Consider the following 17,887-nt stretch of genomic DNA (forward strand, 5'->3'; position numbering starts at 1 on the left):
AGTGTCGAGCTCATCAACTCGGCTCGATGATGTCGGACAGGAAAACTCAGATAATGGATGTGCGATCCCCTTTGGCCAGCATTGGCCTGTGCGCGGCGTTGCTGGTGGGCGGCGGTTGCTCCCCAAGCGATGAACACAAGCAAGCCAGCCTTGAAGAGAAAACCGCCAAGTTCGAACAGTCCCTGGACGTGATCCAGGACCCCAAGCTCAAGGACGCCGTGTCCGAACTCGGTGGCTCGCTGCTGTTGCTGGAGCGGGCACGCGCCAAGCTCGCCACCAAGCCCATCGAGGCCGAGTACAGCGAAGACGCCCTGGCACTGCTCAAGCATTACCCCACGCCCCAGGCCCTGGTGGACACCTATATCAATGGCCTGTTTGTCCTGCGCAAGGCGTCCCATTCGGACTACCTGACGGACCTGCAGCCGATCTTCCCGTTCAACTTCAACATGCCCGACCAGTTCCCCTTCCCCCACGGCCTGGAATGGCAGTCAGTGACCTTGAGCAACAACAAGGTCATCCCCTTCCAGCCGGAATGGTCGGAAACCGACCCGGGTATCCAACTGAGCCCCACCAGCTCCAACCTGACCAACCCCGATGACCTTACGGTGACCTACCCGTTCATCGAAGGCATTGAGACTGAAAACAAGAGCCAGCCGCAGCCCGTCACACTCAAGGGCAAGGTGGAAGTCATCGCGCCGCGTAAAGTCTTCACCTTCGACCTGTCGAAAAAGGACGTGGGCCGCAAACGCACTGAAGACAACGTCACGGTCACGCTGCTGACCCTCGAAAAGAACTACGCCGAAATCGAACTGACCAACAGCGCCCCGCTGGCACCGGAAGTCGTGGATGAATCGCCCAACCCGCTGCTGGTGCAGGCTCGCGACACCACCGGGAAATTTCTCTCGCGCTCGGGCTCAATCAACGAGAACGCCGCCCAACTGGCGTTTTACGAGAAACAACTGGCCGAAATGCAAAAGCAGAAGGCCTGGTCCGACGCCTTTGAAAAACAGTTGGAAGACGAACAGAAAGCCTTCGAACACAAGCAGAACAGCCACTACACCAAGGTGTACTTCAACGGCCTGATCGACAACGTGCAAGTCAGCGTCCTCGACTTTTCCCAGGCCACGGTGACCCGCAAGGACCTGGACCTGCCCGTACGGCGCTTCGACAGGAACAGCCTGGAGAAGACCGTACAGCCGTTGCCGATGCCCGTCACCGTGTATGACGACCAGGCTTCGGACTGGCTCAAGGACGCCACGCTTTCCGAAGACCTGTTGAAGAAAAGCGTCACCATCAACCAATCGGTGGATGACGCCAGCGCAGCACACATCGAGTTCGATCACCCCTACACCTTCAACGATGACCTGCTGGGCGAAGACCGGGGCGGCGGCGATGCCCCCGTGACCTTCCTCACCGCCAACGACGAAGGCAAGCTCGGCGAGCCGATCGAACTGCCCGCCGAAGCCTACGAGGTCGACCCGGGGCGCGGCACCATCACCTATGACCTGAACCTGTTCCCCGAAAACCCCGGGTTTGCCGTCGGGTCAATGCCACTGTTCCTGGCCACCATCGAAAAAGGTAGCCTCACGGCCGGGCAACTGCCCAAGGGCCTGGAGCTGAAAGACAACGCGCTGATTGTCGACCAGAAGCTGTTCCCGTCGGATAGCTGGCGGTTCTATGCCAAGGATGCCAGCGGCAACTACTTGAAAGAAATTCTCGGCGTCAGCCACCGGGCCGAGGAGTACGGCACGGCGCTGTTCGATGTGCATTACTTTTATGGCCAGCCGACCACGCTGGAAACCTACCAGCGCACCGGTCTGGACACGGTGCAATATGGGTTTGAGGTGAAGCTGGACAAACCCGAGGCGGCCCCTGCCCCCAAGCCATAGCCCCCCGCCCCCGTAGCAGCTGTCGAGCGCCAGCGAGGCTGCGTCGGGTGCGAACGGGGCGCTGAGTCAGACACGATGTCGGCGGTGCGGCCGACGCAGCCTCGCTGGCGCTCGACAGCTGCTACGGGGAGTGCGATCAGCGGATATCGCTTAGCACCGTCTGCCGCCCGCCATTGAGCTGTCGCAAGTGCGCCTGCAAGTGCAGGCACCAGATCTGCGGGTCGTCCGCCAGTTCGTACCCGTGCAGGGTCAGGCTTTCGACAATCGAATCAAGGATGGTTTGTGCCACGAAAGGTCCGTGAAACGGGCCTTGGGACTTGATGGTGGAAGGCTGTTCGCCGGTCATTCCGGCAGCAAACAACAAGGTCCACATCCCGGTATCCCCCGCGAGAGGGCGAATGGAACATTCGATACGAGTAACCAGGCCCAGGCACTGGCGGGTGAGGCAGAGGTTGCGCGACATGGCGGCGACCCTCGGTAGATCCGGTATTCAGCCTCGCAGGGCAAGACTGTTTCTATCCAGCGACTCCTGTGGATATCCCTTGAGCTGAGAATAGAAGAAACCCGGTACAAACCAAGGCCGGGGGACCAACGGACGACTGCCGTCACGACGGCGTCAAAAATATGCCGAAGGGACCTGAAAACAGGCCCCTTCGGTAGTTATTACACCGGTTTTGCTTCTGCCAACGCCTCCTGCGCCAGCTCCTTCTCGGCTTCCTTCAGATCATCCTCACTGATCATCTCGGCAATCGCCCGCAGACGCTCCACCACCCGCGCATTGACGCTGCCTTCGGGGAATTGCCCCTCCTCGTCGGGCGAACCCGCAGGCTCACCCACCAGCAAGCTCAAGGCCTCGTCGGCCTGGCGCACAGCGTAGACGTGGAATTGCCCGTCGCGCACGGCTTGCAACACCTTCTCGTCGAGCATCAGCGTCGCGACGTTGGCCTGGGGAATGATCGCCCCCTGCTCGCCGGTCAGCCCACGGGCTTCACAGAGGCGGAAGAAACCTTCGATCTTCTCGTTGACCCCGCCCACCGCCTGCACTTCACCAAACTGGTTGATCGAGCCGGTGATGGCAAAGCACTGCTTGAGCGGCGTCTTCGACAACGCCGAGATCAAGGTGCACGCCTCGCCCAGGGAAGCGCTGTCGCCGTCGACATACCCGTAGGACTGCTCCAGGGCAATACTCGCCGAGATCGCCAACGGGAATTCCTGGGCATACCGGCTGCCCAGGTAACCGGTGAGGATCATCACGCCCTTGGAGTGAATCGGCTGGCCGAGGTTAACTTCACGCTCGATATCCACAATGCCGCTGCCGCCCGGGTACACCGATGCAGAGATCCGCGCCGGCACGCCGAATGCCGAGTCCCCCACTTCCAGCACTGTCAGCCCGTTGCACTTGCCCACCGCCGCACCGGCGGTGTCGATCAGGATCACCCCGGCGAGCATGTCGTCGAGAATCCGCGCCGACACCCGCCCGGTGCGCGTGGCCTTGGCCTTGAGTGCACGCTCGATGTGCCCGGAGTCGGTGCGCTCATCGCCCGCCAGGTGACGAATGAAGTCCGCCTCGCTGACCAGTTGGAACAAATCACCGATACGCGCCGACAAGCGCCCCTGGTTCTCCGCCAGCCGCGCGCTGTAGGTCGCCAGCCGCGCGACCGCATCCGAGGTTAACGGCGCCATGCCTTCTTCCGAGGTGCGGGTTTTCAGCAACTGGGCGAACTGCTCCAGGCTTTCATCCACCATCGGGATGTCTTCGTCGAAGTCCACCAGCACCCGGAACATCTCCTGGAAGTCCGGATCCGCGTCCTGCAGCGCGTAGTACAGCTGGCGGGAACCAATGATGATGACCTTGAGCTGCAACGGGATCACTTGCGGGTTGAGGGTCACCGTGGCCAGGCGGCCCAGTTCGCCCAACGGTGATTCCATCTTCAGCTTGCGCGATTGCAGGGCACGCTTGAGGGCGTCCCACACAAACGGCTCGCTGAGCATCTTTTCGGCTTCAAGGATCAGGAAACCGCCGTTGGCACGGTGCAACGCACCCGGGCGCAATTGGCGATAAGTGGTGTAGAGCGCGCCTTGATCGGTGCTGTATTCAATACGGCCGAACAGGTTGTCGTAGGTCGGATGCGGCTCGAACACCACCGGCGCACCACCGTTGACCGGATGGCCCACCACCAGGCTCGGGCAATACTGCTCTTCCAGCAACTTGCGGGCCTGGGCATCGGTTTTCGCGTCGTCCACCAACTGCTCGACCACGGTTTTCAGCAGGTAGACCTGCATCGCCTGCAAGTAACCGCAAACGGCCGCGTTCTCCGCATACTTCTCGGACAGCGGCGCCAACAATGGCTGCAAGGCCAATGTGATGGTTTCTTCGTTGAACTGGCGCATCTGGTTGTTGGACTCGCGCTTCCACTGGGGCAGGCTGGCGAGTTCTTCGTTGAGGCGTTCTTCCAGTTCGGAAATATCGGTGTGGAAACGCTCGCGGTCAGCTTCCGGCAACTGCGAAAACTCGGCTTCGTCCAAGGCCTTGCCGTCGAGCATCGGGGTAAAGGCAATGTTGGTGCTGTCACGGTACAGCGCCACGTCCTTTTCCAGGGCCAGGCGCTCGATGACATCCAGGGCACGGTCGTAGCGCTGGTTGAAGGCGCGGTCGATGGCGCTTTTACGCTGTTGATAGGTCGGGTGTTCAAACACGGCCGGGAAGGTCGCGACCAGGTTGTCGATCAGGCCGTTGATATCGGAGATGAACGCAGCAGCACCGCCCGCAGGCAGCTCCAGCGCGCGGGGTTCGCGAGGCTCATCGAAATTATTGACGTAGACCCAGTCGGCCGGGGTCTGCAGGCGCTTGCCTTCGGCCTTGAGGTAGCGTTTGACGAACGAAAAGCGCCCGGTACCGGGCTCACCCATCACAAATACGTTGTAACCGGGGCGTGGCATCGCCACGCCGAACTGCAAGGCTTCGACCGCACGTTCCTGGCCAAGCACACCGCGAAAGGGCTCCAAATCATTGGTGGTCGAGAAGCTGAACTGTTCAGCGGAAAAAGGACGAGTCAGCGCTTCGGGCGCTAGACGCAAGCTGGCAGCAACAGGATCAGGCATCGGGCTTCCTTACATCAGGCGGGGCAGATGACGGCATTCTGGCGCCGGGTTGGGCCGGCTGGCAAGGACGGCTTAGGGAAAGCATAGACCCGTGTTCGGGGCTGCAAAAAAACCGAGTGTTTCCGGCTTGTTTCACAAAAAGTCACGGAACCCTTGGATCGTGCCTAAACTCCAACCTGCTGCGGGTTGGACTAATAACCGACCCCTAGGGTGCTGTCAGGCACCTGAACCCTTGTCCATTGGTTTGCACACAAAGAGAACAAAGCTATGAAACGGATCCTTCTCGGTACTCTCTTCACCGTCGTCTCCCTCAATGCAATGGCTGAAGCGCCAGGTGGCCCGAACTGCGGTTGGGGCAACATGTTGTTCGAAGGCCAACGCGGCACTCCGGCGCACTTCCTGGCCTCCACCACCAACGGTACCTCGGGTAACGCCACTTTCGGCATGACCTCGGGCACCAACGGTTGCAACACCAACAGCAAGCTGACCTACGGTGGCAAATCGTGGATTGCCATGAATGGCATGATGAACGAGCTGTCCGAAGACATGGCCAAGGGTAACGGCGAAGCGCTGACTACCTACGCCGTGGTACTGGGCGTTGCTCCTGAAGACCGCGAGCACTTTGCCGCCGTGACTCACGAGCATTTCCAGCAAATCTTCAGCAAGGCTGACGTAACTGCTGATGACGTGCACAACAACACCTTGGCTGTACTGAAAAGCGACACCCGTCTGGCGAAATACGCTACCCAGGCTTAAGCTCGACCCGCCCGTGCCTTTCGGGGCACGGGTTTTATTATTTTTGGACCTGCCTCCCCTTTGGGTCTTTTTATCTCGACTTAAGTTGCCCACATGCTCAAACGCCTTGCCTACCTGGCACTCTTCGCCTGCGCCCCGCTATATGCGGCACCGCACCTTGATGATCAACGTTTGCAGCAGCTGGCCAACGACCCGTTCTGGCTTTCGCTGGGGCATTACGAGTCCGGCAAGTTCAAAGGCTGGCGCAGTTATGTCAGCGACAAGAAATTCTTCCTCGCCCCCGATGGTGCCCACCATCCGGACCAGGAGCTGAAGGCCACGGTAGAGGCGCTGTATGCCCCGGCCAGCCTCGGCGAAAAGCACGCCCAATGCGTCTACCCGGCACGTACCCGTTGGCTCAAGGACCAGTTGCACCTGACGGACTTGCCGGCGCTGGACTGCAAGGAGTTCAAGCAATGGTTCAAGGACGTCGCCCCCCACAGCGCGGTAATGATCTTCCCGGCGGCCTACCTCAACAGCCCGTCGTCGATGTTTGGCCATACCCTGCTGCGTATCGACCAGGCTGACGTGCAGAGCAACAACACTGCCCTGCTCAGCTACGCAATTAACTTTGGCGCCTACATCGAAGGCTCGGACAACAGCATCCTCTACGCCTGGAAGGGCCTGATGGGCGGCTATCCCGGCCTGTTCGCGCTGGTGCCCTATCAGGAAAAGCTCTCGGAATACCGTAGCCTGGAGAATCGCGACCTGTGGGAATACCGCCTGAACCTGACCCAGGTCGAGACCGAGCGCATGGTCGAGCACGTGTGGGAACTCAAGCAGATCCAGTTCGACTACTTCTTCTTCGACGAAAACTGCTCCTATCGCCTGCTGGAGCTGCTGCAAGTAGCCCGTCCAAGCCTGCGGCTGACCGAGCAATTCCCGCTGACCGCGATCCCTACCGACACGGTAAAAGCCGTGAAAGAAGCCGGCCTGGTGGAGAAAATCGATTACCGCCCTTCCCGTGAACGGGAGCTGCTGGAACGCGCCAAGCCGTTGGACAGCGACGAGCAGCAATGGGTGCTGAAGATCAGCGACGACCAGAAACAACTGCAGGACCCGGCGTTCAAGGCCATCGCCAAAGACCGCCAGGCCCTGATCATCGACGCGGCCTACCGCCTTGGCCGCTACCGCGCCAACGGCCTGGAGCGCGACACCGAACGTTCCCAGCGCAGCTTCGAGCTGCTGCGGGCGATCAACCAGAACCCGGCGCCGGACCTGAAGATCGAACGCCCCGGCCTGCCCGAAGACGGCCACGAATCCCGCACCTGGCAAGCCGGCATCGGCACCCGGGGCGACAAGGCCTTCGGCGAATACGGCCTGCGCATGGCCTACCACGACCTGAATGACAACGCCGAAGGCTTCCCCCTGGGCGCTCAGATCGAAATCCTGCAAATGAAACTACGCCAGTACGAAGGCAACCACTGGCAGTTACAGCAACTGGACCTGGCGACCATTCGCTCACTGACCCCGCGCAACGAACTGCTACAACCCTGGTCATGGCAAGTCACCGGTGGCCTTGAGCGCGTACCGGGCAAGCATGACGACGAGACCCTGGTCAGCCACGTCAATGGCGGCGCCGGCGGCACCTGGCAACTGCGCGACGACATGCTCGGCTTCGCCCTTGGCACCGTGCGCGTGGAGCACAACAGCGACTTCGGTGAAGCCATCTCCCCGGCTGCCGGGTTCAATACAGGTGTGTTGTGGCGCAACCCGCTGGGCAACCTGAGCCTGGAAGCCAAGGGTGACTTCTTCACCAATGGCGAGGTGCGGCGCAGTATCAGCCTGAATCAACAGTGGGAATTGTCACGCAACCTGGGGCTGAGACTGAGTGCGCAACGGGAATACAGCCACTTGGCGACACCAGTGAATGAGGTGATGCTAGAGGTGAAGTGGTATCACTACTAACCACTGAGCCGTAGATCGTTCAAATGTGGGAGCTGGCTTGCCTGCGATGCAGACACCTCGGTGTATCAGTTACACCGAGTTGATGCGATCGCAGGCAAGCCAGCTCCCACATTTTTTCAGCGCTGCTTCAGAAGAAGGAGTGCCAACAGATTAATCACAGCCCTTTCACATCCCCCCAACGAATCGCCTTCTAAACTTCCACCCATCAGCCGTTCAACGGCCAGGGAGCGAGCGATGTGGCGGTACGCAGTAACGCTGGGCCTGATGGCCCTGCTATCGGGTTGCCAATCAACCCATGAAGATTTGCTGGCCAAGGGTTACCCACCCGCCTTCGCCGACGGCTACGACGACGGATGCAGCAGCGGCCGCCAGGCCGCCGGGGTGATCACAGGGGAATTCCGCAAGAACGTCCCTCGCTACCTGAAAGACCGTACCTATGCCGAAGGCTGGGATGATGGCTTTCGCCAGTGCAAGGCCATGCGCGAGAACGAAGACCTGAACGACTACAAGAACCGCCACTGGGACGACCGCGAACGCGCCTGGCAGCAGGAAAAGGACCGCGACGCCGCACGGGCCTATCGCTCGCAATAGGTCGCTTTCAGACATCCAGCGAAACTTAACCCCTGCGACCATGGCCCAAACTCCATAGCAGGAGAACGCCATGAGTCGAGCTTTCGTCAACGAAGACAGCGCCGCTGCCCAGGCCAGCCAGCCGGTGGAACGCCAGGTCAGCGAGCAACCCAATCACCTCACTGCCCGTGGTCTTGCGCAGTTGCAGGCCAAGGTGGCTCAGTTACAAAGCGAACACAGCGAAGAGTCCGCCAAGGGCGAGCAAGCCGATAAACAGCGCCAGGCCGACCTTGAGCGGGATTTGCGTTACTTCAACCAACGCCTGCAAAGCGCACAGGTGGTAGCGCCAGCGACCTCCACCGAGAAGGTGCAGATCGGCAGTTGGGTAACGTTTGCCAATGAACAGGACGAAGAGCAGCGCATTCAACTGGTGGGCGAAGACCAGGCCGACGCCACGGTGGGCCTGATCAACTGGGGTTCGCCCCTGGGCCGCGCGCTGCTGGGTACACAGGTGGGCGACGAGGTGCTGTGGAGGCGCCCCGTCGGTGATCAGTTGATCGAAATCCTGCGCATCGAACCCGAGGGTTAAACGATGCCCTGGGCCAGCATTGCATCCGCAACCTTCACGAAGCCTGCAATGTTGGCGCCCTTCACGTAGTTGACCCGGCCGTTCTCTTCGCCGTAGTGCACGCAGGCATGGTGGATCGACTGCATGATGTTGTGCAGCTTGCTGTCCACTTCGCCGGCGGTCCACAGCAGACGCATGGCGTTCTGCGACATCTCCAGCCCGCTCACCGCAACCCCGCCGGCATTGGAGGCCTTGCCCGGGGCGAACAGGATGCCGGCGTCGATAAAGATATCCACAGCCTCCAGGGTGGTGGGCATGTTGGCGCCTTCGGCCACGCATGCGCAGCCATTGCGCAACAGGGTGCGCGCCGCTTCGGCGTCCAGTTCGTTCTGGGTGGCACAGGGCAGTGCGATATCGCAGGCCAGTTCCCAGGGTGCTTGGCCGGCGCGGAATTCCAGGCCGAAACGCGGTGCCAGCTCGCTGATGCGCCCGCGCTGGACGTTTTTCAGCTCCAGCAGCGCCGACCATTGTTCTTCGGTCAAACCACTTTCGCAGTAGAGGGTGCCTTCGGAGTCGGACAGGGAAATCACTTTGCCGCCCAGGTCCATGACCTTGCGCGCCGCATATTGGGCGACGTTGCCGGAGCCGGAGATGGCCACGCGCTTGCCTTCGACACGCTGGCCGTTGCGCTTGAGCATTTCTTCAGCGAAGTACACGCAGCCAAAACCGGTGGCTTCCGGGCGGATCAGGCTGCCGCCGTAGCTCATGCCCTTGCCGGTCAGCACCGAGGTGAACTGGTTGCTCAGGCGCTTGTACTGGCCGAACAGGAAGCCGATCTCTCGGGCGCCCACGCCGATATCACCGGCGGGCACGTCCACGTCCGAACCGATGTGGCGATACAGCTCGCTCATGAACGCCTGGCAGAAGCGCATCACCTCGGCGTCGCTCTTGCCTTTGGGATCGAAGTCCGAGCCGCCCTTGCCGCCGCCCATGGGCAGTGAGGTCAGGGAGTTCTTGAAGGTCTGTTCGAAGGCGAGGAATTTCAGCACGCCCAGGTTCACCGAGGGGTGGAAGCGCAGGCCGCCTTTGTAGGGGCCGATGGCCCTGTTCATCTGGATCCGGAACCCGCGGTTGACTCGCACCTTGCCCTGGTCATCTTCCCACGACACCCGGAACACAATCGCACGCTCCGGCTCGCAGATGCGCTCCAGGATGCCCGAGGTCAGGTAATGGGGATTGGCTTCAAGAAACGGCCACAAGCTGCGCAGGACTTCTTCCACGGCCTGGTGGAATTCCGGCTGGTCGGGATCGCGTTTCTTGAGGCGGGCAAGGAAGGATTCAACGGATTCGATCATGAAAAGTCTCGGCAAATTTATTGTCATTAAAGGAGATTTGTCCCGGACTTTATCAATTCATGTCGCACCGCGACAGGGCGAAATGTCGCTTTTGTGAATTTAAATGGTGCATTAGATATAAATAAAGGCGGTTTTTGCACCTTAATGAGGATTTCAATCCAAGCCTTGCACCAACAGTTAACCCGCTATCGCAGGCAAGCCAGCTCCCACATTTGATCGATTACATCCAAGACAATGCGGTCAACTGTGGGAGCTGGCTTGCCTGCGATGCAGACGACTCGGTCCACCTGAAAACACGCAAAAAAAAACGGAGCCCGAAGGCTCCGCTTTTTCATACCACCAACCCGAATCAGGCCAGTTTTTTGTGCCGTACACGATGCGGCTGGGCAGCTGCTTCGCCGAGGCGTTTCTTGCGATCGGCTTCGTATTCGGTGTAGTTGCCTTCGAAGAACACGGCTTGGGAGTCGTCTTCGTACGCCAGGATGTGAGTGGCCACACGGTCAAGGAACCACCGATCGTGAGAGATCACAATGGCGGCGCCCGGGAAGTCCAGCAGGGCTTCTTCCAGGGAACGCAGGGTTTCAACGTCGAGGTCGTTTGACGGTTCGTCGAGCAGCAGAACGTTGCCGCCTTCTTTCAAGGTCAGGGCCAGGTGCAAGCGACCGCGCTCACCACCGGACAGGTCCTTGACGAACTTCTGCTGGTCGCCGCCCTTGAAGTTGAAGCGGCCCACATAGGTGCGCGACGGGATTTCGTAGTTGCCGATACGGATCTGGTCGGAACCGTCGGAAATCTGCTGGAACACCGTCTTGCTGCCGTCGAGGTCGTCGCGGCTCTGATCCACACAGGCCAGTTGCACGGTTTCGCCGACTTCGATGGTGCCCGAGTCCGGTTGTTCCTTGCCCATCAGCATGCGGAACAGGGTGGATTTACCCGCACCGTTACCGCCGATCACGCCAACGATGGCGCCTTTAGGCATGGAGAACGACAGGTTGTCGATCAACACGCGGTCGCCGTAGCCCTTGCAGACGTTCTTGAACTCGATGACCTTGTCACCCAGGCGCGGACCGGCCGGGATGTAGATCTCGTTGGTCTCGGAACGCTTCTGGAATTCCTGGGACTGCATCTCTTCGAAACGCGCCAGACGGGCCTTGGATTTCGACTGACGTGCCTTGGCGCCTTTACGCACCCATTCCAGCTCGTCTTTCATGGCCTTTTCATGGGCCGACTGCTGCTTGGATTCGGCCGCCAGACGGTCGGACTTGGCTTCCAGCCAACCGGAGTAGTTGCCCTCGTAAGGGATACCGGCGCCACGGTCGAGCTCGAGGATCCAGCCGGCAACGTTGTCCAGGAAGTACCGGTCGTGCGTGATCGCAACCACGGTGCCCGGGAAATCGTGGAGGAAGTGCTCCAGCCAGGCGACGGAATCGGCGTCCAGGTGGTTGGTGGGTTCGTCGAGCAGCAGCATGTCGGGGGCCGACAGCAGCAGGCGGCACAGGGCCACACGACGCTTTTCACCACCGGACAGGTGTTCAACCTTGGCGTCCCACGCCGGCAGGCGCAGCGCGTCGGCGGCGACTTCCAGCTGGCGGTCCAGGTTGTGACCGTCGGCGGCTTGCAGGATGGCTTCGAGCTTGGCCTGTTCTGCCGCCAGTTTGTCGAAGTCGGCATCTTCTTCAGCGTAGGCCGCGTAGACCTCGTCCAGCCGCGCCTGGGCGTTCTTGATCACGCTGACCGCTTCCTCGACCACTTCACGCACGGTCTTGGTCGGGTCCAGGATAGGTTCCTGTGGCAGGTAGCCGATGTTCAGGTCGGGCATCGGGCGGGCTTCGCCGTCGAACTCGGTGTCGACGCCGGCCATGATTTTCAACAGGGTGGATTTACCCGAACCGTTGAGGCCGAGCACGCCGATCTTGGCGCCCGGGAAGAAGGACAGAGAAATGTTTTTCAGGATTTCCCGCTTCGGCGGAACAACTTTTCCCAGCCGATGCATGGTGAAGACGTATTGAGCCATGGTGAACCTAGCGTCAGTGACTGATGAATTAAGCGGGCGAAACCCGTGCCAGGCCATGCGCCGCGCGGGCCGTTGATGTCTATCAATGCCTGCGTACGGTAGATGCCTGATTGTCTGGGGCTGGAACGCCCTCGCGTAACCGGCAAAGCTACCTGAATGCGCATGGGCAGTCCAGCCAAGCGGGGCTGGCACTTTGCCACAACACAAGGCATGCTAGCCGCCCTCCGGGCGTCCGGCTTATAGTGCACGTCGCGCGCCAGTCCAGCCAAACCGCAGGATCACAGTTTGTCCAACGTAACGCCGCCAACTCCCCTGCGCGCCGCTCATATAGCGCCGGGAGCGCCCCTGCACGGAACCCTGAAGGGCGCATTGGCGACGCTGGTGCTGCTGCTGCTCGCGTTATTGTTCTGGCAACTGCTGGACCAGCTGCAGCAAAACCAGAAAAACCAGCAGCAATACACCATCGACTACAGCGCCGACCTGGCCGAACAGATCAGCCTGAACATGGCCCTCAGTGCGCAGATCGCGCTGAACCTGCTGCCGATCGTCGAGCCGCCGCGGGACACCGAACAGCAACAAATCCTGATGCGCACCCTGCAACGCTCCCTGCCGGAGTTGCGCAGCGTCGCCTTGCTCGCCCCCAGCGGCGCGATGATCAGTGACAGCGCCAGTGACAGCCAGGACAGCGCCTGGCTCGAAGAGCTGGTCAAGCGCAGCCACGCCCAGTCCTATTACCTGAGCAACAACAACGATGGCACTGTCATCTACCTGCTGCTGCACCAGCCCAGCGGCGGCACCAAGATGTACTGGGCCTTGCGCCTGGCGCCCAATTACCTGGCCAACCTGACCCGCCAGGACGGCCAGGGCCAGCGGCCGATGTGGGTCATCGAAAACCGCCTCAACCACCGCGTGGTCAGCCGTGACAGCGGTATGCCGGCCCAATGGGCCTCGGCATTGACCCCGGACGAATTGAACAAGAGTGTACTGGTCACGCCCCTGAGCAAAAGCGACTGGCAACTGCGTGGCCTGTTCGACCGCGCCGCCGTGCTGGAACAACTGCTGCCAGCGTTTATCGGCAAATGCCTGCTGGGCCTGGCCTTCTCGCTGATCCCGGTCATCGTGCTGTTGAACATGCGCCGCCGCCAGCGCCAGGTGCACGAGGGGCGCCGACGCTATCAGGATATTTTCGAAGGCACCGGCGTGGCCCTGTGCGTGCTCGACCTGTCGGGCCTGCGCGCGTTCTTCGACAAGACCCACTTGCAAACCTGCGAGCAACTGCAACAGTTGTTGCAAGACAACCCGGAGCAACGCCAGCAACTGCTCAAGGAGCTACGCATCACCGAGGTCAATCAGGTGGCGGTGCGCCTGCTGAATGTCGCCTCTTGCGAACAAGCCTGGGAGCGCCTGATCGACGCCTGCCCGTCGAGCCCCACCGCCATCGGCAATCAGGTGATCGACGCGGTACTGACCCGACAAAAACAGCTCGAACTGGAAATCCAGCTCAGCGACGTTGAAGGCAACGACCAATACCTGTGGCTGGTGATGCGCCTGCCGGAACAGCAGGACGACTTCAAGGCAGTGATCCTGAGCATCAGCGACATCACCAGCCGCAAGCTGATCGAATTATCGCTGGTGGAGCGCGAGGGTTTCTGGTCGGACGTGGTGCGCACCGTGCCCGATCACCTGTATGTGCAAGACGTGATCAGCCAGCGGATGATTTTCAGCAACCACCACCTGGGCCACACCCTGGGCTACAACAAGCCCGAGTTGCAGCAGATGGGCGAGTATTTCTGGGAAATCCTGCTGCACCCCGAAGACGCCGAGCACTACCACGACCTGCGCCTGCAACAGCGCCAGGCCGGCTACCTGAGCCAACTGCAGTGCCAGTTGCGCTTTCGCCACCGCAACAACCAATGGCGACGCTTCGATATCCGCGAACAGGCCCTGGCCCGGGACAAGACCGACCAGGTCACGCGCATCATCGGCGTGGCCAAGGACATCACCGACCAGATCGAAGCCAGCGAATCCCTGCGCGACAGCGAACAGCGCTACCGCATGCTGGCCGAAAGTATCAGCGACGTCATTTTCTCCACCGACAGCAAGCTGGCCCTGAACTACGTCAGCCCTTCGGTGAACGCGGTGCTGGGCTACGACGTGGACTGGATCTTCGAAAACGGCTGGCAATCGACCATCGCCAACCCGCAGCAACTCACGGGCATCTACAGCCTGGTAGAGCAAGTCAGCCGCGCCCTGGACCAACCTGAATCCCTGGCGGCCTTGCGCAACGACGTGCAGACCCAACTGTTCCTGTTTGACTGCCTGCGGGCCGACGGGCGCAAGGTCCCCATCGAACTGCGCCTGGTGCTGGTGTGGGACGAGCACGGCGCGTTCGAAGGCATCCTCGGCGTGGGTCGCGACATCAGCCAGCAACGCCGTGCGGAAAAAGACCTGCGCATGGCGGCCACGGTATTCGAACACTCGACTTCGGCGATCCTGATCACCGACCCGGCCGGCTATATCGTGCAGGCCAACGAAGCGTTCAGCCGGGTCAGCGGTTATGCGGTGGCGGACGTGCTCGACCAGTTGCCGAACATGCTCACCGTCGACGAACAGCAGGAAGCCCACCTGCGCTATGTGCTCAAGCAATTGCACCAGCACAGCACCTGGGAAGGCGAAGTGTGGCTCAAGCGCCGCAACGGCGAGCATTACCCGGCCTGGGTCGGGATTACCGCCGTATTCGATGACGAAGGCGACTTGGCCAGCTACGTGTGCTTCTTCAGTGACATCAGTGAGCGCAAGGCCAGCGAACAGCGGATCCACCGCCTGGCCTACTACGACGCCCTGACCCACCTGCCCAACCGCACGCTGTTCCAGGACCGCCTGCACACCGCGTTGCAGTCGGCGGAGCGACAGAAGTCGTGGGTGGTACTGATGTTCCTCGACCTCGACCGCTTCAAGCCGATCAACGATTCCCTGGGCCACGCTGCCGGCGACCGCATGCTCAAGGAAATGGCCACCCGCTTGCTGGGCTGCGTGGCGGAAGACGACACCGTGGCGCGCATGGGCGGCGACGAGTTCACCTTGCTCCTGCAACCGCGGGTCAACCGTGAGATGGCGCTGAACCGTGCGATTCACGTGGCCGAGCAGATTCTGGCCAGCCTGGTGAAGCCATTCGTGCTGGAAGGCCGCGAGTTCTTCGTGACCGCCAGTATTGGCATCGCCCTGAGCCCGCAGGACGGCAACGAACTCAGCCAGTTGATGAAGAACGCCGACACGGCGATGTACCACGCCAAGGAGCGCGGCAAGAACAACTTCCAGTTCTACCAGGCCGATATGAACGCCAGCGCCCTGGAACGTCTGGAGCTGGAAAGCGACCTGCGCCACGCTCTGGAACAGAATGAATTCGTGCTGTATTACCAGCCGCAGTTCAGCGGCGACGGCAAACGCCTGACGGGCGCCGAAGCCCTGCTGCGCTGGCGCCATCCCCGTCGCGGGCTGGTGCCGCCGGGGGACTTTATCCCGGTGCTGGAGGAGTTGGGGCTGGTGGTGGACGTGGGCGACTGGGTAATCAGCGAAGCCTGCCGCCAACTCAAGACCTGGCACCAGAACAAGGTGCGGGTGCCCAAGGTCTCGGTGAACATCTCGGCCCGGCAGTTCTCCGACGGGCAACTGGGCGAGCGCATCGCCACCATCCTCAAGGACACTGGCCTGCCGCCGGCGTGCCTGGAACTGGAGCTGACCGAAAGTATCCTGATGCGCGAGGTCAACGAGGCGATGCAGATTCTCGCCAGCCTGAAAAACCTCGGCCTGAGCATTGCGGTAGACGACTTCGGCACCGGGTACTCATCGCTGAACTACCTCAAGCAATTCCCCATCGACGTGCTGAAGATCGACCGCACCTTTGTCGACGGCCTGCCGTCGGGTGAACAGGATGCGCAGATCGCCCGGGCGATTATTGCCATGGCCCACAGCCTGAACCTGGCGGTGATCGCCGAGGGTGTGGAAACCCATGAGCAGCTGGACTTCCTGCGGGAGCACGGTTGCGATGAGGTTCAGGGCTACCTGTTCGGGCGACCGATGCCGGCGAACCGGTTTGAGGCGCAGTTCAGTAATGATGCGCTGTTCATGTTCGATTGAAATCCTGCTGTGATGCTGATGGCCTCTTCGCGAGCAAGCCCGCTCCCACACTCGACCGCATTCCCCCTGAAGGAACCCGATTGAATGTGGGAGCGGGCTTGCTCGCGAAGGGGGCCGCACAAACACCACCCATCCCCAGATGAGCCCCGCTTGTCCGCGACATGATGTCCTTTCATATGCCATCTAAAACCCATTGGGTTAGAATGCGCTTCTTTTCTGCCCCCGATCCTTGAGGACCGCCATGTTCAGCCGTGATTTGACTATTGCCAAGTACGACGCCGATCTCTTTGCCGCCATGGAGCAAGAAGCCGTGCGCCAGGAAGAGCACATTGAGCTGATCGCTTCGGAAAACTACACCAGCCCTGCGGTAATGGAGGCTCAAGGTTCGGTTCTGACCAACAAGTACGCCGAAGGCTACCCGGGCAAGCGTTACTACGGTGGTTGCGAGTACGTCGACATCGTTGAGCAGCTGGCCATCGACCGCGCCAAGGAACTGTTCGGCGCCGATTACGCCAACGTCCAGCCACACGCCGGCTCCCAAGCCAACAGCGCCGTGTACCTGGCCCTGCTGCAAGCGGGCGACACCATCCTGGGCATGAGCCTGGCCCACGGCGGTCACCTGACCCACGGCGCCAGCGTTTCCTCCTCCGGCAAGCTGTACAACGCCGTTCAGTACGGCATCGACGGCAACGGCCTGATCGACTACGACGAAGTTGAGCGCCTGGCCGTTGAGCACAAGCCAAAAATGATCGTGGCCGGTTTCTCTGCCTACTCGCAGATCCTGGATTTCCCACGCTTCCGCGAAATCGCCGACAAAGTGGGCGCCTACCTGTTCGTCGACATGGCCCACGTGGCCGGTCTGGTCGCTGCTGGCGTGTACCCGAACCCGGTGCCATTCGCTGACGTCGTGACCACCACCACCCACAAGACCCTACGCGGTCCACGTGGCGGCCTGATCCTGGCTCGCGCCAACGCCGAGATCGAGAAGAAGCTGAACTCCGCCGTATTCCCAGGCGGCCAGGGTGGCCCGCTGGAGCACGTGATCGCCGCTAAAGCGATCTGCTTCAAGGAAGCCCTGCAGCCTGAGTTCAAGACCTACCAGCAGCAAGTGGTGAAAAACGCCAAGGCCATGGCCGGCGTGTTCATCGAGCGTGGTTTTGACGTGGTGTCCGGCGGTACTGAGAACCACCTGTTCCTGCTCTCGCTGATCAAGCAAGACATCTCCGGTAAAGACGCTGACGCCGCTCTGGGCAAAGCCTTCATCACCGTGAACAAGAACTCGGTACCGAACGACCCACGTTCGCCGTTCGTCACCTCCGGCCTGCGCTTCGGCACTCCGGCTGTGACCACTCGTGGCTTCAAGGAAGCAGAGTGCAAGGAACTGGCTGGCTGGATCTGCGACATCCTGGCTGACCTGAACAACGAAGCAGTGATTGATGCTGTTCGTGAGAAGGTCAAGGCCATCTGCAAGAAGCTGCCGGTATACGGCGCTTGATTGCAGTTGATTGAATGAAAAGCCCGGCCTTTGAGCCGGGCTTTTTTTTGGCCG

At 60.9% G+C, this 17,887-nt stretch carries 11 protein-coding genes; 7 read left to right on the plus strand and 4 right to left on the minus strand.

Translation table 11 applies throughout. The annotated features are described in order from the left end of the window. The first annotated feature begins 53 nt into the window (after window positions 1-53). Entirely contained in the window at window positions 54-1,889 is a 1,836-nt protein-coding gene (locus K0H47_RS00605) for a hypothetical protein (RefSeq protein ID WP_219271725.1), read from the plus strand. A gap of 136 nt (window positions 1,890-2,025) precedes the next feature. Here the strand turns inward: K0H47_RS00605 and K0H47_RS00610 are convergent, their stop codons facing one another. Together K0H47_RS00610 and K0H47_RS00615 are read right to left on the minus strand one after the other, a co-directional pair. Continuing rightward, window positions 2,026-2,352, minus strand: a complete 327-nt coding sequence (locus K0H47_RS00610) for a hypothetical protein (protein ID WP_003215849.1) — start codon at window positions 2,350-2,352, stop codon at window positions 2,026-2,028. 200 nt (window positions 2,353-2,552) lie between these two features. Continuing rightward, entirely contained in the window at window positions 2,553-4,991 is a 2,439-nt protein-coding gene (locus K0H47_RS00615) for a Lon protease family protein (protein ID WP_017477814.1), read from the minus strand. Window positions 4,992-5,258: 267 nt separating this feature from the next. Here K0H47_RS00615 and K0H47_RS00620 point away from each other — a divergent pair, with 267 nt between their 5' ends. From K0H47_RS00620 to K0H47_RS00635, 4 genes are all read left to right on the plus strand, one after another. Next, entirely contained in the window at window positions 5,259-5,747 is a 489-nt protein-coding gene (locus tag K0H47_RS00620) for a DUF3015 domain-containing protein (RefSeq protein WP_017477815.1), read from the plus strand. A 93-nt stretch (window positions 5,748-5,840) separates the two neighbouring features. Next, window positions 5,841-7,694 (plus strand): DUF4105 domain-containing protein, encoded by a 1,854-nt coding sequence (locus K0H47_RS00625; protein WP_017477816.1) that lies wholly within the window; start codon window positions 5,841-5,843, stop codon window positions 7,692-7,694. Between the two features lie 234 nt (window positions 7,695-7,928). After that, the gene (locus K0H47_RS00630; RefSeq protein WP_093204917.1) at window positions 7,929-8,285 is read left to right on the plus strand and encodes a hypothetical protein; all 357 of its coding nucleotides are present in this window, start codon (window positions 7,929-7,931) and stop codon (window positions 8,283-8,285) included. A gap of 70 nt (window positions 8,286-8,355) precedes the next feature. Continuing rightward, complete coding sequence (locus tag K0H47_RS00635; protein WP_063027010.1) at window positions 8,356-8,853, plus strand: GreA/GreB family elongation factor; 498 nt, start codon at window positions 8,356-8,358, stop codon at window positions 8,851-8,853. Here the strand turns inward: K0H47_RS00635 and gdhA are convergent. Then, entirely contained in the window at window positions 8,850-10,187 is a 1,338-nt protein-coding gene (gene gdhA / locus K0H47_RS00640; RefSeq protein ID WP_219271726.1) for an NADP-specific glutamate dehydrogenase, read from the minus strand. The two genes, K0H47_RS00635 and gdhA, sit on opposite strands and share 4 nt — an antisense overlap. A 349-nt stretch (window positions 10,188-10,536) precedes the next feature. Next, window positions 10,537-12,201, minus strand: a complete 1,665-nt coding sequence (ettA, locus tag K0H47_RS00645; RefSeq protein WP_003215833.1) for an energy-dependent translational throttle protein EttA — start codon at window positions 12,199-12,201, stop codon at window positions 10,537-10,539. Window positions 12,202-12,486: 285 nt separating this feature from the next. Here ettA and K0H47_RS00650 point away from each other — a divergent pair, with 285 nt between their 5' ends. Together K0H47_RS00650 and glyA are read left to right on the plus strand one after the other, a co-directional pair. Beyond that, window positions 12,487-16,338, plus strand: a complete 3,852-nt coding sequence (locus K0H47_RS00650; protein WP_219271728.1) for a bifunctional diguanylate cyclase/phosphodiesterase — start codon at window positions 12,487-12,489, stop codon at window positions 16,336-16,338. Between the two features lie 241 nt (window positions 16,339-16,579). Beyond that, on the plus strand, window positions 16,580-17,833 hold the full coding sequence (gene glyA / locus K0H47_RS00655; protein ID WP_063027005.1) for a serine hydroxymethyltransferase: 1,254 nt from the start codon (window positions 16,580-16,582) through the stop codon (window positions 17,831-17,833). The last annotated feature ends 54 nt before the right edge of the window (window positions 17,834-17,887 follow it).

Origin of the sequence: Pseudomonas sp. Xaverov 83, from assembly GCF_019352905.1 — a bacterium.
Taxonomy (GTDB): Bacteria; Pseudomonadota; Gammaproteobacteria; order Pseudomonadales; family Pseudomonadaceae; genus Aquipseudomonas; species Aquipseudomonas yamanorum.